Source organism: Alteromonas sp. DY56-G5 (assembly GCF_041414725.1).
In the GTDB taxonomy this organism is placed as follows: domain Bacteria; phylum Pseudomonadota; class Gammaproteobacteria; order Enterobacterales; family Alteromonadaceae; genus Alteromonas; species Alteromonas macleodii.
The window spans coordinates 70,514-93,775 of the sequence record NZ_JANHZQ010000016.1; the positions used below are offsets into that span (position 1 = coordinate 70,514).

At 43.4% G+C, this 23,262-nt stretch carries 23 protein-coding genes; 11 read left to right on the top strand and 12 right to left on the bottom strand.

Annotated features, from left to right (window positions below; translation table 11 throughout):
* Positions 1 to 122: 122 nt before the first annotated feature.
* The gene (locus NO989_RS10100; RefSeq protein ID WP_371342477.1) at positions 123 to 656 is read left to right on the top strand and encodes a hypothetical protein; all 534 of its coding nucleotides are present in this window, start codon (positions 123 to 125) and stop codon (positions 654 to 656) included.
* A 127-nt stretch (positions 657 to 783) separates the two neighbouring features.
* Here the strand turns inward: NO989_RS10100 and NO989_RS10105 are convergent, their stop codons facing one another.
* Positions 784 to 1,677, bottom strand: coding sequence for a LysR family transcriptional regulator (locus tag NO989_RS10105; RefSeq protein WP_014976573.1), 894 nt, complete (start codon positions 1,675 to 1,677; stop codon positions 784 to 786).
* 159 nt (positions 1,678 to 1,836) lie between these two features.
* On the opposite strand from NO989_RS10105, the gene NO989_RS10110 reads away from it, so the two are divergent.
* The 4 genes from NO989_RS10110 (at position 1,837) to NO989_RS10125 (ending at position 5,446) form a co-directional block, all read left to right on the top strand.
* Entirely contained in the window at positions 1,837 to 2,595 is a 759-nt protein-coding gene (locus NO989_RS10110) for an SDR family oxidoreductase (RefSeq protein WP_014976572.1), read from the top strand.
* 74 nt (positions 2,596 to 2,669) lie between these two features.
* On the top strand, positions 2,670 to 3,677 hold the full coding sequence (locus tag NO989_RS10115; RefSeq protein ID WP_014976571.1) for a zinc-dependent alcohol dehydrogenase family protein: 1,008 nt from the start codon (positions 2,670 to 2,672) through the stop codon (positions 3,675 to 3,677).
* A gap of 22 nt (positions 3,678 to 3,699) precedes the next feature.
* Positions 3,700 to 4,707 carry a zinc-dependent alcohol dehydrogenase family protein gene (locus NO989_RS10120; RefSeq protein WP_014976570.1) on the top strand — a complete coding sequence of 336 codons (1,008 nt, stop codon included), beginning with the start codon at positions 3,700 to 3,702 and terminating at the stop codon, positions 4,705 to 4,707.
* A gap of 283 nt (positions 4,708 to 4,990) precedes the next feature.
* The gene (locus NO989_RS10125) at positions 4,991 to 5,446 is read left to right on the top strand and encodes a PaaI family thioesterase (RefSeq protein ID WP_014976569.1); all 456 of its coding nucleotides are present in this window, start codon (positions 4,991 to 4,993) and stop codon (positions 5,444 to 5,446) included.
* Positions 5,447 to 5,876: 430 nt separating this feature from the next.
* Here NO989_RS10125 and NO989_RS10130 read toward each other — a convergent pair whose 3' ends face one another.
* From NO989_RS10130 to NO989_RS10140, 3 genes are all read right to left on the bottom strand, one after another.
* Positions 5,877 to 6,119 carry an EF-hand domain-containing protein gene (locus tag NO989_RS10130; protein WP_012518428.1) on the bottom strand — a complete coding sequence of 81 codons (243 nt, stop codon included), beginning with the start codon at positions 6,117 to 6,119 and terminating at the stop codon, positions 5,877 to 5,879.
* A gap of 58 nt (positions 6,120 to 6,177) precedes the next feature.
* Positions 6,178 to 7,173, bottom strand: coding sequence for a rhodanese-related sulfurtransferase (locus NO989_RS10135; RefSeq protein ID WP_371342478.1), 996 nt, complete (start codon positions 7,171 to 7,173; stop codon positions 6,178 to 6,180).
* 149 nt (positions 7,174 to 7,322) lie between these two features.
* Positions 7,323 to 7,877: a VC2046/SO_2500 family protein gene (locus tag NO989_RS10140; protein WP_371342479.1), complete on the bottom strand. Its 555-nt coding sequence runs from the start codon at positions 7,875 to 7,877 to the stop codon at positions 7,323 to 7,325.
* A gap of 121 nt (positions 7,878 to 7,998) precedes the next feature.
* Here NO989_RS10140 and NO989_RS10145 point away from each other — a divergent pair, with 121 nt between their 5' ends.
* Complete coding sequence (locus tag NO989_RS10145) at positions 7,999 to 9,639, top strand: response regulator (RefSeq protein ID WP_187447818.1); 1,641 nt, start codon at positions 7,999 to 8,001, stop codon at positions 9,637 to 9,639.
* Positions 9,640 to 9,658: 19 nt separating this feature from the next.
* Positions 9,659 to 10,204 carry a hypothetical protein gene (locus NO989_RS10150; RefSeq protein WP_371342480.1) on the top strand — a complete coding sequence of 182 codons (546 nt, stop codon included), beginning with the start codon at positions 9,659 to 9,661 and terminating at the stop codon, positions 10,202 to 10,204.
* A 136-nt stretch (positions 10,205 to 10,340) separates the two neighbouring features.
* Here NO989_RS10150 and NO989_RS10155 read toward each other — a convergent pair whose 3' ends face one another.
* Positions 10,341 to 11,168 (bottom strand): DUF6279 family lipoprotein, encoded by an 828-nt coding sequence (locus tag NO989_RS10155; protein WP_371342481.1) that lies wholly within the window; start codon positions 11,166 to 11,168, stop codon positions 10,341 to 10,343.
* Positions 11,169 to 11,344: 176 nt separating this feature from the next.
* Between NO989_RS10155 and NO989_RS10160 the strand changes: the two genes are divergently transcribed.
* Positions 11,345 to 12,349: an ATP-dependent 6-phosphofructokinase gene (locus tag NO989_RS10160; RefSeq protein ID WP_014979313.1), complete on the top strand. Its 1,005-nt coding sequence runs from the start codon at positions 11,345 to 11,347 to the stop codon at positions 12,347 to 12,349.
* A gap of 111 nt (positions 12,350 to 12,460) precedes the next feature.
* Here NO989_RS10160 and NO989_RS10165 read toward each other — a convergent pair whose 3' ends face one another.
* The 4 genes from NO989_RS10165 to NO989_RS10180 all read right to left on the bottom strand — a co-directional run bounded on the left by NO989_RS10165 (position 12,461) and on the right by NO989_RS10180 (position 15,716).
* Complete coding sequence (locus tag NO989_RS10165) at positions 12,461 to 13,288, bottom strand: LytTR family DNA-binding domain-containing protein (RefSeq protein ID WP_014949507.1); 828 nt, start codon at positions 13,286 to 13,288, stop codon at positions 12,461 to 12,463.
* Between the two features lies 1 nt (position 13,289).
* Entirely contained in the window at positions 13,290 to 14,363 is a 1,074-nt protein-coding gene (locus NO989_RS10170) for a sensor histidine kinase (RefSeq protein ID WP_371342482.1), read from the bottom strand.
* Positions 14,364 to 14,510: 147 nt separating this feature from the next.
* Positions 14,511 to 14,972, bottom strand: a complete 462-nt coding sequence (locus NO989_RS10175) for a DUF962 domain-containing protein (RefSeq protein WP_371342483.1) — start codon at positions 14,970 to 14,972, stop codon at positions 14,511 to 14,513.
* Positions 14,973 to 15,032: 60 nt separating this feature from the next.
* A complete protein-coding gene (locus NO989_RS10180) occupies positions 15,033 to 15,716 on the bottom strand; it encodes a PilZ domain-containing protein (protein WP_371342484.1) in 684 nt (227 codons plus the stop codon).
* 192 nt (positions 15,717 to 15,908) lie between these two features.
* On the opposite strand from NO989_RS10180, the gene NO989_RS10185 reads away from it, so the two are divergent.
* The gene (locus tag NO989_RS10185) at positions 15,909 to 17,735 is read left to right on the top strand and encodes a M61 family metallopeptidase (RefSeq protein WP_371342485.1); all 1,827 of its coding nucleotides are present in this window, start codon (positions 15,909 to 15,911) and stop codon (positions 17,733 to 17,735) included.
* 96 nt (positions 17,736 to 17,831) lie between these two features.
* Here NO989_RS10185 and NO989_RS10190 read toward each other — a convergent pair whose 3' ends face one another.
* The 3 genes from NO989_RS10190 to yejK form a co-directional block, all read right to left on the bottom strand.
* Positions 17,832 to 18,740 carry a M23 family metallopeptidase gene (locus NO989_RS10190; protein WP_371342486.1) on the bottom strand — a complete coding sequence of 303 codons (909 nt, stop codon included), beginning with the start codon at positions 18,738 to 18,740 and terminating at the stop codon, positions 17,832 to 17,834.
* A gap of 38 nt (positions 18,741 to 18,778) precedes the next feature.
* Positions 18,779 to 19,654, bottom strand: coding sequence for a 6-carboxytetrahydropterin synthase (locus NO989_RS10195; protein ID WP_278344216.1), 876 nt, complete (start codon positions 19,652 to 19,654; stop codon positions 18,779 to 18,781).
* A gap of 66 nt (positions 19,655 to 19,720) precedes the next feature.
* Entirely contained in the window at positions 19,721 to 20,827 is a 1,107-nt protein-coding gene (gene yejK, locus NO989_RS10200) for a nucleoid-associated protein YejK (protein WP_371342487.1), read from the bottom strand.
* A gap of 159 nt (positions 20,828 to 20,986) precedes the next feature.
* Between yejK and NO989_RS10205 the strand changes: the two genes are divergently transcribed.
* Both NO989_RS10205 and NO989_RS10210 read left to right on the top strand, forming a co-directional pair.
* On the top strand, positions 20,987 to 21,205 hold the full coding sequence (locus tag NO989_RS10205) for a DUF1414 domain-containing protein (RefSeq protein ID WP_014949499.1): 219 nt from the start codon (positions 20,987 to 20,989) through the stop codon (positions 21,203 to 21,205).
* Positions 21,206 to 21,213: 8 nt separating this feature from the next.
* Entirely contained in the window at positions 21,214 to 22,740 is a 1,527-nt protein-coding gene (locus NO989_RS10210) for a DUF3413 domain-containing protein (protein WP_101564605.1), read from the top strand.
* The last annotated feature ends 522 nt before the right edge of the window (positions 22,741 to 23,262 follow it).

The window sequence follows — 23,262 nt, forward strand, 5'->3', positions numbered from 1 at the left end:
CCATCATATGCTTTACTACGCATATAGCAATAAGTCGATTGTGCTGAGTACACGCTTCAACTGTTTGTAACATAGCGTGTAAGCGGCTCACGCTCCCCCCCTTTAAAATGGATTTTAACCACATGAAATTTGTAAAGTTCGTATCGTTAGCCTTGTTTATAGTAATAGTCGTTGTGGCACTCTCCTATGAAAAAATAATAACACGCGTATTGTTGCCGCAGTACATAGAGTGGGCACATGAAACAGATATGAAAGGCTTAAAAATAGGTCAACCGTTGAATGAACAAGAATTGGCGCTAGCAGCGGAGATAGGCATAAAACAGCCTAAGAAAGTAAGAATTGTTTATGTAGATGAAGTCCCATATCCCTACGAAAACTTCGCGCTTAAAGTGTTTGGCGAAGCCGTTGGACTTGTTGGAGAAGGAATAATAAATAACGCACAAGTTTTCGGCTATTCGATTTATGCTCGTAAAGATTTCGAGCTTAATAGACCCAAGTTAGCCCACGAATTAGTGCATGTGTTACAGATTGAACGAGCCAGTTTAGATGAAGTTGTCACCCAACACTTTTTCGACATGGCTGAATACGGTTACGATAAAGCCCCACTTGAAGTAGAAGCGTCCGCAGCCAATAAAGTATACAGCGCTGATTGGTAGTCTTTACTACATAGCATACTTTTTTAGCTTCGCCCAACGTGTAGGTTCATCTGTCGAGGCTTTGAGTTCTGCTATAGACAAGTTGTGGACGAATAGATTATTGACTAGCTACTTCTGCTTTGTGCCATTAGCGGACACTCAATCTTGACACCAAGTGATCAAAAACCAATCGAATACGTTGTGGTACTGGACCACGTTGAGGGCGATAAATATATAAATCCCAAGGCACCGGCTCGACCTCTTCTAACACTCTTATAAGTTTCTCTTGGCGTAATAAGTCTTGGACCAAAAAGTCAGGAATTTGAGCAAAACCTAGTCCATTTTGTATAGCCATTAATTCAGCTTCGGTGTCGGCACTTCGAAAACGTGTTATGGATGGCGTCCACTGTCTTTCCATGGAAAAAACCCATGGCCAAAGCTTTCCCGTATTGCGATCTACTAACCCTGTAGCGGGCAAGTGGTTTAGTTCTTCAATAGACGCAGGCCTTCCTACTCTATTTATTAACTCAGGCGAAGCCACGACATACATATTAATTTTGGTGAGCTGGCGGGCAATAAATCGACTATCTCTCATGAAGCCGATACGAATCCCAATATCTATTTTTTCGTCAACTACATCCACGCGCTCGTCACTGAGTGTCAGGTCTATATCCAGTTGAGGATGTATTGTTGAAAGTTCCAGTAATACTGGCATTAAGCATTTATGACCAAAACCAACAGGCGCTGCGATACGAACCCGCCCTTGTAATTCATTACCCGAATTAGGGGTGCTTGTTTGAAACAATTCATCTACAGCACGCAGGCGTTCTTTTGCTATCACAGCAAATTTTTCTCCAACTAGGGTCACTTGTATGTGTCGAGTATTTCGATGAAATAAAAGCTCCCCTTGCAATCGCTCTAACTCCTTCACTGCTCGTGTGACTGCCTGAGGAGAAATTCCCAGACGGTTAGCCGCTTCTTTAAAGCTGCGAGACTCAGCAGCAGTACAAAATATCCGGAGCATTTCCAATCTGTTAAGCATCACAGTCACATTCAGGTTTGAAATGAATACATAAATATTATTCCAAATTATGGAATTGTGAAATTAAAACGTTTCCATTTATTGATTTTTGACGGTAAGGGATAATTTGCTCGTTATTTAGACAGAGTCATTTATTCAACTGATTTGAGGATATTAACTATGAGCAGTGTTTTAGCAAACAACATCAACGGTAAGGTCGTTGTTATCACTGGTGGTAGCAGCGGTTTAGGCGAGACCACGGCAAGACATTTAGCCAGCCTTGGCGCATCTGTTGTTTTGGGTGCCCGACGCATCGACAAGCTTGAAGCTATTGCTGCTGACATACGCACAGCGGGTGGAAAAGTTGCGGTTCAAGCGACAGATGTGACTAGCCAGGACGAAGTGAAGGCCCTTGTAAATCTTGCACAAGAGCGCTTCGGTAAAATTGATGTGGTTATCAATAATGCAGGGTTAATGGCGATTGCACCGTTAGCTGAGACTCGAGTTGACGAATGGGATCGCATGATTGACATCAACGTTAAAGGTCTGCTGTATGGAGTAGCCGCAGCGCTTCCGATCTTTCAGGCTCAGGGAACAGGCCACTTTATCAATATTTCGTCCGTAGCGGGTATCAAAGTATTCAGTCCCGGCGGCACGGTTTATAGCGGAACCAAATTCGCTGTTCGCGCTATTGCCGAAGGCTTGCGCCATGAAGTTGGAGGTAACATTCGTTCAACAATCATTTCACCAGGTGCAGTCGAATCTGAATTAAAACATGGAAGTTCAGATACTCAGGGGGCAGCCTTTGTAAAAGATTTTTATCAGCAAAATGAAATTCCATCTGAATCTGTTGCTCGTGCTATCGCATACGCAATTGAGCAGCCTGCGGATGTGGATATCAACGAGATTGTTCTGCGCCCAACTGTTCAAGAGTTTTAATTCGTTTAATAAAAAACCTATTAACCAGCGGGTGATTTAACCACCCGCTGAATATTCAGTTTGTGAGGTTATTGATGACAGCGTTAAAAAGACAAATGCGTGCTTTGGCATTAGATAGCTATGAAGAGGGTACAGTATTCCGGGATGCCCTGATTAACTTACCCTCTCCATCAGCAGGTCAGGTGCAAGTAAAAATATTTGCAAGTGGAGTCAATCCTATTGATTACAAGATCCGCCAAGGTATCGCTCCTTATGCCATGCCGGAATTACCCGCAGTACTTGGCACCGATTTAGCTGGAGAAATTGTTGCTATCGGCGACGGCGTCGCCGACTTTGCAGTAGGCGATGCCGTTTATGGTCTGACTGGCGGAGTGCGAGGATTGCAAGGAACATTGGCTGAATATGCCAACGTAGATGCTGAGTTACTTGCTCTCAAACCGAAAAATTTGTCCATGCGTGAAGCTGCGGCTTTACCTCTGGTTGCACTTACCGCTTGGGAAGGTTTGGTTGACAAGGCGAATGTTAAAGCGGGCCAGAAAGTTCTTATCCAAGGTGGAGCTGGCGGAGTTGGACATGTAGCTGTGCAAATTGCTAAGGCCTTAGGAGCCGACGTTTATGCCACTGCATCGACTGGAAAACAACAACGGCTCAAGGCGCTTGGTGCCACGCCAATTGATTATCACACTGCAAGCCCTGCTGAGTACGTGGACGCATACACCCAAGGCAAAGGATTCGATATCATTTACGACACTGTCGGTGGCTCTGTACTCGATGCCTCATTAGGTATCATTGCACATTATGGACATATTTTAAGCTGTGCTGCATTCGGCTCACATAACCTGGCACCGTCGTCATTGCGCTCTGCAACATTATCAGCGATTTTTGTATTACACCCACAGCTCAGCGGAGAGGGGCGCAAACATCATGGTGACATTCTGCGGCAAATTACGGCTCTCGTTGAAGCTGGACAAATTAAGCCACTACTCGATCCGTTACGCTTCTCCCTTGACACGGCAATGGATGCACATAATGCTGTAGAGTTGGGGTCCATGGGTAAAGTCGTTATTGATGTAATTGCTTAAAAAGATATTGTGGAGGATGCATATGAGCCCAAGAAAACTAATTCGAACTGTTCGTTTCCATGAATTAGGTGGCCCCGAGGTATTAACTATTGACTCGCTGGCGAGTCCAAGTTTGCAGGCCACTGATGTACGTATTGCGGTCAAAGCTGTTGGGCTCAATCGTGCTGATGCCATGTTTAGGCGAGGCAGCTATATAGAAAAGGCTGACTTCCCTTCGCGAATCGGCTATGAAGCATCCGGGATAGTCATTGAAGTCGGGGAAGAGGTAAATCATTTACGCCTTGGGGACGAGGTTTGTATTGTCCCTCAGATGGGGCTTTCTCAGAACGGCTGCTACGCAGAAGAGGTTGTCGTACCAAATGAATATGTGGCACTCAAACCAGCAGGGCTAACCTTTGCCGAAGGCGCAGCTGCTTGGATGCAGTACCTGACACCTTATGGCGCTTTGGTCGAAATTGCTAACGTGCAAAAAGGCGATGCAGTACTGATAACCGCCGCATCGAGCAGTGTTGGATTGGCTGCGATTCAAATTGTGAATTCTCTGGGGGGTACCGCTATCGCTACAACTCTAACAGGAGCTAAAAAGGCTGCTGTGCTCAAGGCTGGCGCGGCCCATGTGATTGCAACCCAAGAAGAACCGCTACTGGATAGCTTGAGAAGCATCTTGGGAGCAAACAATTTAAAAATCGCATTTGATGCTGTCGGTGGGCCGCAGATAGCTGAAATTGCTGAAGCAATAAGCCCTGAAGGAACAATAATAGTGCACGGAGCATTAAGTCCCGAAGTAACTCCTCTTCCCTTAAAAATAGCACTTCGTAAAAGTCTGACAGTTAGGGGGTATGTGTTTACTGAAGTTATAAAAGACATCGAGCGTTTTCGCAGAGCAAAGCAATTTATCCTCTCGGGTTTATCCGAGGGAACACTCAAGCCTGTCATTGATCGAAGCTTTAAATTTGAAGAGATAGTAGCAGCGCATCACTATCTGGAGTCAAATCAGCAGATTGGTAAAATAGTGGTCGAACTTGATTAGCAGTTCGTGGCTTCCACTTGTCTCTCAACTCAGTCAGTGGCTGATTTTGGTCGGGAATTTGCGTGTTCAGTGGCGAGTAGCATGGCGGAATTTATTGGAAGGCTATATAACCCAAGCAATGAGATTTGGACGATCAAACGGGGCGATAAAATTCTAGCTTCTGTATGAAAGTCAGGGCTTTGCATTGGTGGAAGAGAAACTAGGCTTACAATGGGGTATAGAAGTCTTGGAGCAACGCTTCACCAGGTGCCTATAAACGTGAATAAATATTTGAGGAGTCTCAATGACAGCTACAAAAGAAGAAGTTATCGCTTTCATGAAATCGGAGTTTCCACAAAGCAAATGCGTTGTGGAAGCAGTGAGCAACGGTGGAGCGACTGTATCGCATCATGTGGGTCAGGATGAATTACGTCCTGGCGGAACGGTTTCGGGGCCTGTCTTAATGAGTGTGGCTGATGTGGCACTTTATGTGGCGATACTTGGTAAAATTGGCATCGTGCCATTGGCAGTAACAACTAGCCTTAACATCAACTTCTTACGTAAGCCATCGGCAAATGAGCGAATCATTGCGGAATGTTCTCTGATAAAAGTCGGCCGTACTCTCGTGGTTGGGGAGGTTTCTCTGTACTCTGAGGGGGTGAGTGATTTGGTAGCACATGCTGTGGGTACATACTCTATACCGCCCTATACATCGGAACGAAGTGAAAATATTAAAACAATTAACTCTCTGAAAGCTTGACTTCGTTTAAAAGAAAAAAGGCAGTTATTTGAGGGGAAGATTAAGTGGTTATCAATTGTAATCTTATATAAACGCCTACTTCAGGCCTGAAGCGGAGGCATTGGAGCAATTCGAGGCTAACAAATAGAGTCAGTCGGACAGCTAACGCTGTCGCTGCTTTGGGCGTAGAACGTTCGCCCCATGTCTACAACGGACAAGCGCGTTAGTAACCGTCAAGGTCCGCTTCACGCTCGAAGCCGACATTGAAGGCTATTCAAAGGAAGCTATATCTCACTTCCAACACGAAACGCCAAACTCAACACATAAAAAAACGAGTGCTTAAAAGCACTCGTTTTCAATTGGTTCATTTACGTGGCCTAGTCCTCGTTTTCACGCTTAGCCTAGCGTGTCGAAAAGCCTCAGTCGACGATAAGTGTTACCAAGTTTAAACTTAGTACTCCCACCATCCTTCTTGCCACCACTCCAAAAACTCTTCAAAGTCGATGTAACCATCGTCGTTACTATCGATAAGCTTAAAGCCTTCTTGTACGTGGCTAGCTTTCGTTTTTGGTGAAATAACGGTTAGAAGCTCGATGAACTCCGGCAAATCGATTTGGCCGTTGCCATCACGATCGAAAAAGCTGAAGTCCTTTCTAATTTCTTCAATTTTAGATTCTGAAAGTTGAGTGCTCACTCGCATTCCTTATTTCAACTGCAATAAGCACGAGTGTAACGCCCTTCTTTCTAGCTGTCTACGCCTGATTTTCTTTTGCTTTAAGTGCGCGTAAACGTTGAGCTTCTGCTTTTTCCTGACGCTTTTGTTCCATGGTCAAACGCGCTTCCGTTCCTACGTGCTCTTGTTGGCGCTCTTTTGCCAGCTGAACCTGTTTTTCACGTTCTCTAAAGCGAGCAATTTGATCGTCGGTATGGGTACCAAAGCAGTGTGGGCAGCTTACACCCGCCTCATACTTATCACTCTGCTTGTCTTCTTCAGTAATTGGAAGTCTGCACGCGTAGCACTGCTCATAATGGCTTTTCTCTAAGTCGTGGTTAACTGCAACGCGATTGTCAAATACAAAGCAATCGCCTTCCCACAATGACTCTTCTTTCGGTACATCTTCAAGGTACTGTAGAATACCGCCTTCTAAGTGATAAACCTCGTCAAACCCCTGCTCTTTCAAGTAAGCCGTCGATTTTTCACAGCGAATACCACCGGTGCAGAACATAGCCACTTTTTTGTTTTTTGACGGGTCGAGCTCTTTCGCTACGTATTCAGGAAACTCACGAAACGTTTCGGTTTTAGGGTCGATAGCGTGTTTGAAAGTACCTATTTCAATTTCATAACCGTTTCGCGTGTCAATAACGGTAACATCTGGGTCGCTAATAAGTGCGTTCCAGTCTTTAGGTTTTACGTAAGTACCAACGGTTTTGCGAGGGTCAATACCCTCAACGCCCATGGTCACAATTTCTTTTTTCAGTTTTACCTTGGTGCGATAGAACGGCTGTTCATCGTGAAGAGATTCTTTGCAAGAAATAGGATTAATACGCTCGTCGCTGTTTAAATAAGCAAGTAATGCGTCGATACCTTCGCGGGTACCAGAAACCGTACCGTTTATCCCCTCGTGGGCAAGAAGAAGTGTACCTTTAATGCCATTAGCTTCCATTGTTTCTAGAAGCGGTTGGCGGATTTCTTTGAAGTTTTCAAGCGCAACAAATTTATACATTGCGCATACAATATATTTAGACATATTTTAACCTTTGCTGATTGGAGCGTAAGACCAGTGCAAAAATGCGGCGCGCAATATAACAAAAAGGAATGATAAAAACTAGGGCGGATACGAATTAGCGCTCGTACGTCAACGCAAACTTGGCACGCAACAACGAATTGAAATAACTGCTATGCAATATTCTCAAAAGATGTGAAGTGTGACGAATTTTCTTGTTGTGAATGGTATTCTTTATCTTGTGATGAAAGGATATCGTATAGCAGCGTATTATCTTCCTTCACGGTGTTAGCGTATTCCATTTTTAACCGCTTTTGTGTTGCCAAACTACAATTATATACTACATCGTCGGGTAGACGTTTAGCATCATCAGTTTGTGATAGCGGAGAGGGATTCATACTTAAATATAATCTTGCTGCCGCATAGTCTTGAGACACTAACTCAGACAAAACGCGCATTCTGCCCCATTCGCTTTCATTAGCAGCTAGCGATGGCCTTCTATAATAATTTAACGATGCAAGCTTGGATTCGATGCTACTTTTATCATCAGATTCTGACGCTACCGCTTCAATTTCAAATGGCTCAGCCACACTATGTTGCTGCATAGCAATATATAAAGAGAACAACGCTCCCTGCGCAGATGCTTTAGCAAGCACACCACTGCGCTCCCAGTATATACTGGGGTCAATAGGTATTTGCTCACGAGCTTCGACAGTTTCTTGCGACATTCTTATTTACAACTTCATATGTATACTTATGTTTTCGGCAAGATAATGTTTTTCTTAAGCTTATTATCTAAAATTAGATATACTCCTATAAAGTAATCGCGCGCTCACTCATGGATTTGAAATGCAATTTAGCAACAAACAAGTACTGATTGTTGAAGACCAACGCCCTTTCCTTCTTTTATTGAAGGGGCTGATGCATTCGATGGGCGCATCTGATGTAGTTACGAAGTCATCTGCTGAACAAGCGGTATCACTATGTAAAAAGCATAAGTTTGATATTGTCATTTGTGATCTACACTTGGGAGCTGACAACAAGAATGGCTATGAGCTCATTGAAGAGTTGCGCACTCGAAGGCTTATCAGTCCCACATCGGTGTTCATTCTGATAAGCGCAGATAGCGCTCGACCGGTAGTGTTGGGCAGTATTGAACGTAGACCCGATGATTTTTTAATTAAGCCCTTTTCTCAAGTTCAGCTGAAGTCTCGTATTGTTCGTGCGTGGCAAAAAAGACAGTTTCTCCAGCAAGCGTTTAGTCTCGTTGAACAGGGTGAAATGAACAGTGCGATCGACCATATCGAAGCGTTACTTGACGCCCCTTCCCACTATAAAGGTCACTGTGAACAGCTATTAGTCGAGCTATACTGGCGTATAAAGCAACCCGATAAAGCGCTAGATGTGTTACGTGACTACATTGACGGAAAACCCGTGCTGTGGGCACAAATAGCTATTGGAAAAACTTACTTGCTTTTAAAGGAATATGAGAAAGCGATTTCAATTGCCAAGCGAACGCTAAAGCGTAACCGGTTCAATGCAGACGCTCACGATATTCTTGCGCAAGCACACCAAGCCACGACATCTGGCGACAAAGCACTAGATGCAATAAAAGAGGCAATAAAACTGTCGCCCTACTCCTTACCCAGGCATTTCAAAGCCTGTGAAATAGGTCGGCAAAATGACGATTTAGTGCTGGCAGCGAGTTCAAGCCAAGCGATCTGGGATTTATCAAAACGAACCGTTCACAAAACAAGTTTACACTGGTGCGGTATTATCCGAAGCCTTTTAGATGTCGCAGAGTTTGCAGACGACAAGCGCCAGCGCAATAAGTATCAGCAAGAAGCATTACTAACTCTGCAACGAGGAAAGTTTGATGAACATCTTCAAAAAATGGACAGAGATTTTGACGTAGATATATTTGGTACAATCGTCAACGCTAGAATTAGCGCTATAGACGGCAAACTGATTGATGCCAAACGCCACTTAACAACGTCACAAACACTGCTTGACGATAAGTACACGGAAGTTCCTACCGCGTTTATCCCTGACAGTATTAACGTTATGTATAAACTGGGTGAGTTTGATGATGCGCTACAGTTGAATGCACTTTTGACTTCAAGACAGGATGAGCTCGACCAAAACAGTCTAAACATGCTTGATGCGCAAGCCCTCAATGCTCAGAAAAACTTAGCTAGTTATCAACAGTTCAACCGCGAAGGCATTCAGCACTATCAGCAGCAAGATTACGAACGTGCTAAAGCTTCGTTCGCCCTTGCTCAAGGCTTTGCTCCTGTAAATACAGGGGTTGCGCTTAATCTATTGCAATGTCTTCTACAAATTGCAATCAAAGAAGATAAAGCCGAAATGAAACTCATTAATGAGTGTAAGCGGTTGTTTAAATTGATTGACGATATGTCACTTAAGGCGCCTTACAAAGAAAAATACACCAACCTTAGAGATGAACTCTCTAAATATATTGGCTTTTGAATTAGAAAACTGGTGAGCTATGAGATTGTTAGTTTTTTTACTGATGGCAATTTTAATCGACGAGGTTAGCGCCAATGAACAGGCGCTAAGTCAGAACGAGTCTTTCGTACTAGCCGATGCTGGTATTCACAGAATGACATTTGAAGAGCTAAACAATGGTGAAATATTTGTTATTCGCGGATTAAAAGTACCTAGCACACAGCAATTCGAGGGTAGTCAAGCTAACGAGAAACACCTCCCAAAACTCGTCAAAGTTAAAACTGGCAAATACTATCTAAAATCGATAACTCCAGCATTTTCGAACATTGGGGTAAGACGTTTTAAAAAACCCGAATGCGATGGCTGCTTTTTCTCGCTTCAACCACGCGCGGTTTCTTATCTCGGTAGGTGGAATATTGATTTAGAATACAAATCAAGGAATAAGGTAGAGTGGCATATACAGAGGCAGTATTCCTACGAGAACCTTAAAACATTAAAACAAAAAAACACTAAATTGACCGAACTTCCCCTTTTCGTTGCTAACGAAGAAGGTAAAGTTCTTAAAATCGACTGGAAAGAATTATAACTTAATACCTTATTTAGTACTGAGTGCTACCACCATAAGTCGGAGCTTTCTTCTTGTATTACGAGAAGACCAGTACTGTATCGACCGAGCTGAATGAGTACTGAGCCAAAGCATTACTAACTAATCCATAAAATTATCAACCGTTTCGATTTAGCTCATCCACGTTTTCAATCAGTGTTTGACGCTGTTTCTCTGAAAGAGTTGAAAATATCTCGGCCAGTAGCGTTGCCGTCACAGTCATATTATGAGCACTACTTTGCTTGTACACATCGCTTTTATAATTATCCGGATTTTGCATTAGCGACACCAATTCTTGCTCAAACCTTTCATTCTGCTTGCGCGAAACGAATAGCTTTCTTGCCGCATTTTGAATGTTTCTGCGATACGTTATCCAAGCGTCACCTGTAGAAATAAACTGTTGTGCGTAGGTGCTAACAATTTGTTTTTGCTCTTTACTTAGATCTCCAATACGCTCACTTATTGTTTCTTGTATTCGCTCAATTCTATCTTTAAGTCTCTCTGCTTCAGACTTTTCCAGCGCCTCTTGTCGCTCTTCCTCTTCTTCTTTATTGTCTTTTTCTAATGCCGCAAATAGGGTGACAACTTGCTCATCATCGAGTGTTTTAGCAATAGCCGCTAGTTCAGGACTGACCTCGTCTCGTACGCGCTCCCAATGTGATCTAGCTAGCTCAAGGTTGTTATAAACAATACTCGAATTAAGGGTGTCATTCTGAATCTGCTTTTTCACATCCTCTAATTGCGCTTTATAACGAGTAAGTTCACTCTTCTTGTGCCAGCTCAACCAGTTTTGTAAATGCGCATCAAACTTCTCCTCTTGCTCATCTTTAAGCTCTATGTAGTCGTCCATGTACCAATACACCCACCAATCTAGGTTGTTATAGGCCAGCTTAGAACTGCATGAAGTAAGAAAAATAATAAAGACAACAACCAACAATGAACGCATAGTATTTCCTTTTTTACGTTAGTTACGTCGTGACAAGCAAAAACGCTTATTGCTGTGTACCGAAAAATTGAATTTTACTTTGATATTACGCAGTAAATATCCGCAATAGAGAACTTTACGTTGCACAGCCTTTACTCTACTTTAATGGCATTGCCTGTAAAAAGAAGGACTTTAATGTGTCAAAACGTGTCGCAATTTTAACCTCTGGTGGCGACGCCCCAGGTATGAATGCATGTATACGTGCCGCAATTATTGCGTGTCAGAAAGCTAATTTTACCTTGCTTGGCTACAAGCACGGCTACAACGGATTACTACAGCAAGAGTTTATTCCTCTATCTCTTGATTCAACGCACAATCTTATCCAGCAAGGCGGCACCATACTACACAGCGCAAGGTGTAAAGAATTTAAAAATCGTGAAGGTCTTATCAAAGCGGCTGATAATTTGAGACAGGCCGAGGTCGACACACTTATTGTAATCGGTGGTGACGGATCTTTTCGCGGCGCAGCAAAGTTGAGCGAACTATGGGATGGCCAGATTCTTGGTATTCCGGGAACAATTGATAACGATATAGCGGGTACTGATGCGACTATAGGCTACTTTACCGCAATAGATACCGCCATGAGTTCTATCGATAAAGTTCGTGATACAGCTGATGCCTTCGAACGTATTTTCCTTGTAGAAGTAATGGGTCGCAATGCTGGCTTTTTAGCATTAAATGGTGCCCTTTCCGCGGCTGCTGACTATGTGGTTGTTCCTGAGTTTTTTGAATCCGCTGAGACTGAAATCAAAAAGATCGTAAACCAAATAAAAGCGCAGCGTGCTTTGAAAGGGCCCGTCAGTTTTATTGTTGTAGTAGCTGAAAACGTTTGGCCTAATGGCTTAACAGGATTAACCGAAGCTTTGCAGTATCACAATATCAACGACGTTAGGCCAGTAACCTTGGGACATGTCCAACGTGGCGGCTCGCCGGTAGCACAGGACCGACTACTCGCCACTACTCTTGGCGAATTCGCCATAAGCTTAGTAGGAAGCGACGTCACCAACATAATGGTTGGTGAAGTTAATCAGCGCCCTATTACCGTACCCCTACCCAAAACTTGGGAAGAAACAAAGCCCCTCAATCAAGCCCGGGTTGACGCAATGCGTACCCTAATGAACGAAAGATACAGCTGCGACTAAGTAAGATGGTTCAGACGCTGTTTAACCTGAAACATTTGTAGACTGTAAAAACAAAAAAGGCGGTGCTTTATAATAAAACACCGCCTTTTAGTACTTAATGAACAAGCTTCTTTACATTTTCATTGCCGCTTTCACTTTATCACGATGACTGCGACTCACTTTAAGCTCTGTATCATTTTGAAGTATTAAATGATACTCGCCACTAATATGGCTCACTAACTTTTTAACAAAACGGATATTAGCAATAGCTGAACGATGCACTCGAACGAAGAACTGTGGGTTGAGTTCCTGTTCAAGTTCTTTCATGGTTTTGCGCATTATATGCATGCCATCCAGTGCGTGAACGCACATATAATCACCTGCAGCATCAATCCATTGAATGTCTTGAACGTTTACGCGCGTAACCTCTGAACCATCTTTAATAGCCAATACATCTGGGTATGGATTGGTTTCAACCGGCTCACCATTGGCTAACTTGCGTAAAATCTCTTCGCAATCATCGCCAGTAAGTTCAGCAACAAGGCTTACCAATTTTTGTGACTGCTCATCTTGATGCTGAGTTGAGTAATATTCACGTACTTTGTTTAACGCCGCACCTAAGCGCTCGTCGTCTGCTGGTTTTAACAGATAATCTAAAGCATGCACGTCAAACGCTTTTATTGCGTAGCTGTCATAAGCAGTTACGAAAACGATCATGGGAATGGGCTGTTTCAGTTCGCGCAACTTGTGAATAACCTGAAAGCCGTTTAAGCCAGGCATTTGAATATCTAAAAACACCAAATCTGGACGATGTTGAGAAATGCTACTTACAGCCTCTAGGCCGTTCTGACACTCTGCAAGCACCTGTACATCATCATGACGCTCTAACCTGGCACGAAGGCCCTTGCGCGCTAAAGGTTCGTCGTCCACTACAATGGTTTTAATCACTTGCTTTGTCATGTTATACGTCCTTAACTTCATAGGGAATGCGTATTCTAACTCGCACGCCTGAAGGCTGATTGTGTTCTATAGAGAATGCAAAATTACGATGATAGAGGGATTGCAAACGCTCTTTTATATTGGCTAGGCCTACGCCGTTTTCTCGACTAAGTGTTCCGTTTTTGATATCTGCACCAGGGCCGTTATCGGCAACATCCATTAACAAATCATTGCCAAATGTACGTGCCGTAATCGCTATACGACCACCATTTTCCATCTTAGATATGGCGTGCTTTATTGAGTTTTCAATAATGGGCTGCAAGATCATGCTCGGCACAAGTGCACTTTCACACCCTTCATCGATGTCCCATAGCACTTCTAGACGATCGTCAAAACGTACCTTCTCTATCTCTAGATAGAGTCGTAATGCCTTTATTTCCTGACCTAGCGGTACTCGCTTTATCGGGTCGTTGTCTAATGAATAACGTAGAAAGTCACTCAAACGCGACACCATCGCTTCTGCTGTGTCGTTCTCTTTTAAAAGAATAAGGGTTGAGATAGCGTTAAGCGTATTGAAGAGAAAATGTGGGTTGAGTTGATAGCGCAACATCTTTATGTGAGCTTGGTGCGCCATGGTACTCGCCTTTAACGCGTTCTGCTTCTCTTTTTGAAGCATTTGGAAGTTCTTGATGCCAAAGTACACACCACTCCAGCAACCCACCATTATTAGCGAGTTAATAGTGTTGGTAAAATACATATACCATTCGTCTGGCCGATATCCGTGCTTGTAGATTTCCCAGTAGTTAATGTTTTTTACCACGGCCCATAGCAAAGCAATTAAGTAGCACGACACAATCACTATGATGATCATGTTGAGCGGTGATTGCTTTCTTGCCCATCGATAGATGTAGCGAAGCGGAATGGTTAGCAACCATCCTGCATAGGCATTAAGCATGATGATGAAAACCCAAATGGGCCGAACATCATGGAGAAAAGATCCGATGTAATAAATTATTGCGAACCCTGCCCAGCCTGCACTGTGCAATGTCCAAAATAAACGTTCATTACTTTCTATTACACGCTGAAAGCGACTCACAATATTACCAATTTAAAAACTTATATGAAGATTATACGCAAGCCTTGCCACGACCCAAGCGCCTTGGTCGTGCCCCTTATGCTTCTTGTCGCAGGGCAAAATCTTGTAATTAGACATGTTTTGGCTATATCAATTCGCTGATTAAGCTCAGTAACTGATATTCATTCTTTTCAGCCAGTGCACCCACCACCAGGCTGGGCCAACCAGCAAGAAGCGCAAATCGTCAAAAAACGAAGGCTTTTTGCCCTCGATATGATGGCCAATAAACTGCAAAATCCACATAACGACAAACAGTACAAGAGAAAATAACCATACTGAGATACTGAAGTGGTCTAGGGTATTAACTGCACCGAAACACAGTATAGTTAAGAGGGTCATTGCAGCCCCAATCGGACCAGACAACATAAAATAATAATACAATACGGGAACCGCTATGATATGCGCCCACGTTATATCGAACTGCGCTATGATTTCAGGTACCGGCAAACTCCAAAGCAAACCTATCGATACGAAATAGATGCTGGGTACGGCAATAGCATGGATGATAACGTTGGTCTTGTTTTGGTGGCTTTCACCGTACTGCATTAAAAGTCGCTCAATACTTCTCATGTAGATCCCCTTAGCCTGTTATTTTGATTATTATCTAAAGAGCACCCAACTATTGTTTTCCTACGTTAACAATGTGTGTCGGGACAACAGCGTTTTTATCAATTTTTCTTCACAGGTAAAGGCGAGCCCATAATAAACCACATCACTATCAAGCTTATGATTTTTAACTTTTGCAGTAAGCGCTACTTCTTTACCGTCCAACGAATAGTTTAGCTTAACCTCAGCTTCATCGAGCATTACCGGCCAATTCGGTTTGACCTGTAACGCTACTTTGCACCCTTTTTCGCTTAAATCAATGATAATACCCGTTACATTCTCGTCAGTGGGATAAACCTCTGATTCCAACGTTACCGAAACACCGAGTTGTGCACGTTTTACAGCGCGAAGCCCTATACTTTCAATACGTTTCGGAAAGGTTGTAATAAGTAAGCCTGATGGCTTGGAAAGCAATTTGAGTACTTTCACTTTAAACGCAATAACCTGGCCAGTGTCACCCTCAAGCACAGAACGCACCACGATATCATTGCCAACAGTCAGTGCATCCCTAACGGTAATCCACTTCGCCGAAGTTGGAATATGAAAAAGCAAACATTCATCAATAAGCATGCCTATGTAATCAGTCTTCACACGCTTTGGCGCTGCGGGCATAGCAATTTGTAAATCTACTGTATCGCCGGGTACCAGCGTACGCAACGATTCCAAATTATCTTCGCTTAGTAAATTGCTTTGTATTTTTTCAGCCATTTGTATTTGTTATTGCTGGATTTAATGTCATTTAACTCAATGTACGCATCAAACAAAAACTTATCAATACTACGATTGAAAACCATGTTCAATAAACGTAAAAATTGCCCCTTAGTAGCAGGCAATCTATTGGGATTAACTCAATAGGTTGATATAGTTGAGGGATAGTTTTGCTTATCTTTTCGGACGTTTATGACCTCTGCTCTTCGCTATACGTTAACTATTTCCAATTGGCGTGCCCATCAATTTACTGTCGCGCTGCAAATACCTGAGCATTCTGGCTCATCAATTGAGCTTAGCCTTCCAAGCTGGATCCCGGGAAGCTACATGGTGCGCGATTTTGCAAAAAGCATTATCGAGCTAAGAGCGAACACTTCTGAAAGTAATAGTACTGAAAATGTTGGCGATAGAAGCGTTTATAGCCTTTCGGTAACTAAGCTCGATAAACAAACTTGGCGTATAGACACAGATGGAAAACCATGTACGGTCGTTTACTCGGTTTATGCCAACGACTTATCTATTCGCTCTGCTTTTATGAACGACCAATATGCGTTTATAAATGGAACCAGTGCGTTTCTAAACGTTTCCGGCTTCGAGAATGTGCCGTGTGAGGTGGACATTGAGCTTAACGACAGCGATTCTGCAACCTCGAATTGGAAGGCTTATACGTCAATGCCTTCTCGTTGTGAAAGCACAAGCCCGTCTCGGTGGCACTTCGTTGAAAAAAATTACGATGAGCTCATTGACCATCCGATTTATGTGGGCATTGCAGACACTCACAGCTTTGAGGTTGACGGCATTACGGTTACGTTACTTTTCTCAGGTAACAACAGTATTGATTATGAGCGCATAGCAAATGACTTAACGCCAATTTGCAAGCACCACCTAGATTTGTTTGGTGCTCCACAACCTATTAATAACTACCTGTTTATGACGCTACTTGCCGACAATGGGTTCGGCGGTTTAGAGCATAAGTATTCTACTGCCCTTCTTTACCCTCGCTTCGACCTTCCTCAAATTGGTGAAAGTGAGAAAAAAACCGATAGCTACATCACATTCTTAAGTCTGTGCAGCCATGAATTTTTCCACACATGGCATGTTAAGCGCATTAAACCTAGCGTAATGGTGAAACCAGACTTATCTCAGGAAACGTACACGAATCAGCTGTGGATTTATGAAGGCTTTACCAGTTTCTATGATGACGTCACCCTTGCAAGAGCCGGCGTCATTGAACCACAGAAATACCTCGATATTGTTGCGCAAAATGTCAGTCGACTTTTGCAAAACGCTGGTCGCTTTAAACAAAGTGCAGCAGAAAGTAGCTTCGACGCATGGACAAAGTTTTATAAGCAAGACGCTAGCGCTACTAACAATATCGTTAGTTACTACACCAAGGGAGGCATTATCGCCCTTGGCTTGGATTTATTGCTTCGCAAACAGTCAAACAACAAAGTTAATTTAGATACCTTGATGCAGTTATTGTGGAAACACTATGGCGTGGATGAAAAAGGTACGCCTGATGACGTGATCCAATCTTTATGCAAAACCCACTTCGACATCGACGTTTCAGAATACTTGAACCGCGTGGTGTATAACACAGACGATGTAGAATTAGCGACATTGGTCTCTGAGATGGGCGTGAATTACGCTATTCGTGCTCGCGTATCAGGTGAAGATAAAGGTGGTGTTTCCACGCTGCCTGTTATTAAAAATCAGCTTGGGGCCACATTAAAACCAGCCACTTTTGGGCTTACGGTAATGCAGGTATTTGAAGGCCTTGCCGCTATGAAGGCAGGTATTCTTTTAAACGATGTCATCATTGCGTTAGACGGTCATATCGTCAATGCCCAGAAACTTCAACGCCTATTAGATAATGCCCAAACGCCAAAGGTAGAATTAACGCTTATTCGTGACGGGCGACTTCTAACGCTGCCTCTTGAGGTAACTGAGGCAAGAAACGAAATGGCTTATTTTGAAATCACTGATGAAGAAAAGCTTAATCAGTGGCTGGGGAAATAACACCGCCCTGTAGCGTAAAAACTAAAAAGGCGCTTTGAGAGTTTACCTGAAAGCGCCTTTTTCTTTATGACTGTTAAAGCTAAATCAAATTAATGGTTACTGTTCAGGCGACCCCGAAATGATAGTCTGTGGGTCTAAACGAGTGTTGCCCAAATTAATACGCCAATCCAGATGCGGACCTGTAGAGCGCCCTGTTGAACCTATCGTTCCAATCTGCTCGCCTTGCTTGACGGTTTCACCCACTTCTACCGTTATAGTATCCATATGAAGAAACGTTGAAAACACGCGCATGCCGTGGTCGAGAATCAAGGTGTTACCCGAATAATAGAGATCATCAGCCATTGTTACCACACCATCAACTGGGGCATACACAGGCGTGCCCGTTTCATTGGCGATGTCCAAACCATAATGCGGCCATTTCGGCACGCCATTTAGAATGCGCTGACTACCGTAAACACCGGAAATAACGCCTTTCGCAGGCCATTCAAACCGGGTGAATAATGCATCTAAATCAGTATTACCGCTTCGGGCGTTAGCTACGTTGATATTGTCTTTTTTAATACGCGCCGTCACTTCTGCTGGCGGAGAAACCATTTTTTGCTCTAGCCCGTCAATTCGCTGAATGTTGTATTCGCGTTTTTCAAGGGTAATGTCTCGCTGCCACTTTTGGCCGTTGTCTAATTTTACAACCAACATTTGCTGCAGTGGCGCTTCCCGTTCAAAGCCAACAACAAATTTTCCGTCTTTGTTGGTTTGAACAGTTTCGCCATTAAGCGTTACTTTGGCCCCAGCGGGAGCTTGCCCGCGCAGTAAGGCACCTTGCGTAAACTTACCGTTCAACACAATGTTTACTGGCTCTTGACTAGATAACGCTTCGTTTTGGCCGTTTAACTCTACATCTGCATAAGCAAATGACATAGAGGCAACTGTGCTAATTGCCACTACACAACTCATTATACGAGATACTGCGCTATGCAATGCGTTTCTTGAAAGCGTGAATGCCATAGTTGTTTCCTTTCCCTATAACGAGCTGTGGTCAAATGTTAACCCTTTACTGTGGCGCCTTTACCTACGCCCTCGTAAGCGATAACTCGGCAAACACCATCAGGCGTGCGTTTCTTCTGCTCTTCAAGCAGATACTGCGCCAAACACTCAACTGTTGAGTCGGTTTCGATGACTTCACAATCTGACTTAGGAATTAATAGTTCAAAATAGCCCTGTGACGACTCGTAAGCAAAACAGTAGTAATCCGCTTCATTTGAAACTTGACCTTTAAGCTTTTTGTCGCTGTACGCTATTTCGTCTTCACGGGTTGCTATATAGATGTCGGCCCAACGGTCAGCCCAATACTGCTGACTTTCAACACACACTTTGCCGTCAAGGATAATATCAATTCGCGAACGGTGACCGTGCGCTATACGCTGACAATTACCATCGTGCTTTTTAAGCCCGTGGGTATAGTGATAATACGGAGAATTAATGACTTCTTCACGTAAATGCAGCGTAATGTTTTCAACGTTTTCTGGAAGATGAGTCGCCAATACTTCTTTTAAGTAAACGCCAACAGATTCCATGTTTATCTCATCAGAATAAACAAATGCATAAGCTTCAGCGGGGCAATGTAGCATGATGCTACGCCCATCAATGCAGGTAAAGCGCGCTTCTACCTGTTCAGAATCGTCGTCGTGAATAACCTCTGAACCGCTGTATTCAGCAGGTACAAGCAACTTGTGATCAACATATTCGTCGATTAGTCGCTTTAAGTTCTTTTTCACGTGACCAAAGTCTTGAACCATGCTCTCTTCGTTGAGCTCACCGTCCAAGATCACATCGACAATCCAGCTTTCCCCTACCATGCCGCGTTTTGGGCAAAGGTAAGAGAAGTCCATCACTGTCAAATCATTTACAAATAATTGCATAACACCCTTGAGTCGAGTTTATATTCTACTAACTAGTATACGTTTTTTATCTTTGCTTCGCAGCGACTAGTCCATTGAAGATTGGCGATTAAGCTGATCTTTTAAATTAGGTGGAATTCCACGGATTGTTAGCGTATCCGTAGCTGGGTCGTAAAATACCCGATCGCCCATTAATTTGCGTTCGAAGCTAAGCGATACACCACCGCCCTGACCGGTAAATTTAGCAAGTTGTTTCAGCGCTGCAGGGTCTGGCTGAATTTCTTTTTCAAGCGGTACTTCCATAGACTGTGTAAACGCAGAAAAGTTACTGCTAGTTTCTTCATTTTGTGGAAGTCGGTTAGCCAGTTCATCTACCGATAAACTCTCGCCTGCATCAATCTTTTCTTTGAAGTACGATTTAACTTCTTCTCTATGCTGGTGTTGCTCTTGCGGGTCTAGTGACTCACTGGCAAGGTAGGCATCCACCGTAGAAATCAGTTGTTTATTTTGCTGTTTAACATCAACCAGCTCTTCGCAGCCTACAAACTGCATAAAGAAGTCTGATACCTTACGTCCCATTCTACCTTTAATAAAACTAACGTAACGCTGCTGTTCTGGCTGAATATCCCACTGAGTTAAATCGAACCGCACAGCTAGCTGCATTTTTGCTAAATCCAAGTGTTCACGCGCGGAAAGATCTAAAGAGTTTGTCACTTCAACGTGCGAGCGAGTATTTAACAATGCAATCATCAAATACTGTGTGGCTAAATACTCATACTGGCAGAAAATAAGAAAACCGGTCTCAACCGTACCTGTTTCTGCCAAAGTGCGAACTAAGCGATTGGTCGCTGATACCGAAAACGCATGGAATGCATCTTCAACGTTATCACCCGCCGCTTTGTGGATATCCATGTATTGCCTAAGACCTTCCGCAAACTCAGCCACGTTTTCGGTGCTTTTTTGCGTCGTCGCTTCGCCTTCTTCGTTTTCCACTTTTGCTTCACGGGTAACTTCCGTCACGAAGTGGCCAACCCCTTTTCCGGGTTTAGCATTGAAACTGTGGTTTATTTGATGGGCAAGAAGCTCGATTTCCGGAGTGACAGCTAAGCAGTTGTCACGTGGAATTGCTTCAATTTTCTCTTCTTTGTTTACAATCAAACGATGTACAACAAAGTGATGAATCAGTGCACTCATAGAGTATCGGGTGTCCTGTTGCTTAAAAAGTGTCAGAAATATCCAAAGAATTGCGGGATTTTAGAATGAATGATTGTACTCACTCAAACAACGATTATAATCATTTTACGAGTAAAACCATTCTTTTTATCAAAGAAATCATAAAAAAGAGGCGTAGCAATGCCCCAACAGAGCCGCTATAGCAACGACGAATTCGAAACGCTAATGAATAACGTTATTCTAACCCTTGAAGAAGGCGGTGCAAACCGCGATCTTTCACTTATGGTGTTAGGAAATGTCATTACGCACATTTTAAATACTCAGGTAGCCCCTGAAAATCGCGAAGCCATGGCAACGCAGTTTGCCGACGTACTCAAGAAAAGCGTTAAAAATAGCTAAGGGATTGCATGATACTTGCCGAATCACCTCGTCGCCAGCGTGTTACTAAACTGGTAAATTGGGGGCATTGGTTTGCCTTGGCGAACATTATTATCGCCATAGTTATTGCCTCGATTTTTGTTTTCTCATCACCTATGCCTGGCACAGGTGTCGGCACCTTGTATCTTCTAGCCAACTGGTTCGGTCATATTGGTTTTATGACCTTTTTTGGCTTTGTTATTTTTATCCTCCCCCTTTGCTACTTGGTTAACAACCCCAGAGTCATAAAGGTCAGCGCGTCTATTATTGCAGCTGTGGGGCTAGCGCTCTTGGCTTTCGATGCGTTGCTATTTAATCGCACAGGCTTTCATATTAGCTTTCACGCCGCGGATTTACTGCGCAGTGAAGCTCAGTCAACAATGGCGATAGAAAGCTGGCAACAGTGGGCATTTTTATTTCTTCTATTTATCGTTTGGCTTGGCTTCCAGCTGGTCTTAGCCAATGCAATCTGGAAGCGTGTTGAACGCTTCACTCGCCATAAAGTGGGCATCCCTGTTACTACATTTTTTGTCAGCTGTTTTGTTACCAGTCACGCTATACACGTGTGGGCTGATGCCAAGTTGTATCAACCTATCATTAAGCAGGACAACATGTTTCCGCTTTCTTATCCTGCGACTGCTAAAACGACGATGTCGCGTTATGGCTTGCTTGACTTAGCGGCTTATGAAGAACGAAAACAACTTCAGTTCAACCCTGATATTCATAATATCACTTACCCAGCCGAGCCGGTTTATTGTTCTATTGAAACTAATAGAAACTTAACCGTGGTTGTCCAGACTGATAACGAACAGGCGGTGGACTTAAGTAACATTAAGCGCAACACCTTAAACAAAGTAGCCAATTACTATTCGACGGCTAGCAGCATAGAAGGCTTAATGACTACTACGCTATTTGGTGTTCCCGAAATATACCAAGACGCTTTATCTCAAAAGCGTCCGGTGTTATTAGCACTTCCATTGGGGTCTGGCATGCCGGTTTCTATTCACAGCGATGAAGCGTTGCCGTTGCCTCAATTAGCGGGATATTTGCAACCACTGAGCAACAATCATGATGGTTTGCATATTGCGTTTTTGAAGAGTGCTGATATCGAAAGCTATGTGAAAAACACGTTAGCGCGCAAACACGATGTGATTGTTGCAACTGGCTTTGGTAGCGAAAGTGGCAAAGGTACGCTGTACAGTACCCTTAAACTGAATGCTAGCTTAGCCAGCACGGAAGATTTAGCGCCTACCATTTTAGGAGCATTGGGATGTAACGCCCCTGCTACGTTTTATTCTACTGGCCAAAGCTTACTTTCTCCTTCAAGGCCATGGCTAGTTAGCACCTCTGGTGAACGCATTGTTGTGTTCCATGACAATAAGCGTACTGACGTACTTAGTAACGGCAGCTATGAAATAAGCGACATGGCGACCGGCAAGCGCAGTAAAGAAGCGCTAAATGTCGATTTATTAAGTCAGGCTATTAAACACCTATCACGATTCTCAACACAGAATTAAAATTCTGGCGGCAGACTAAGGAAAGTCTGCCGCTAAGCGCTTCGGTGTTATGTACAATCACCCAAGACGGGTTACGCATAACCACCCATCTAGTTGTTATGCATAAATAATCTATAAAACCAGCACTTAACGAAACACCGGCCCAAACGGGTTCTCGCAACACACTGTGTTAAGGACGCAAACAAATAAAGACTATAGTTTTAGGCCGTCTAGTTAGAGGTGTGGATGTCTACCCACCATTGAATCCGATGTGTAATCCACTATATACCATATATGGACCCTCTCCGATTGCAAGACACCGTGTTGATTTAATAACGTGATTCATTGCTGCCATATATTCGGCTTTTTCGTGAAGTCAATTGACTTCTAGCCTTGATGGTTGTTCGCATCTTGTTGTCTCATCAATCCGGCGGCCTCGAAGGCCCTTGGTATAAACTGATTTGAACAAGATGGTTATGAACCGTTAATCATCAGTACGTTGTCTTTTTGCAATATGTTGATAGGCTTCCTGTTTTAGTTTAT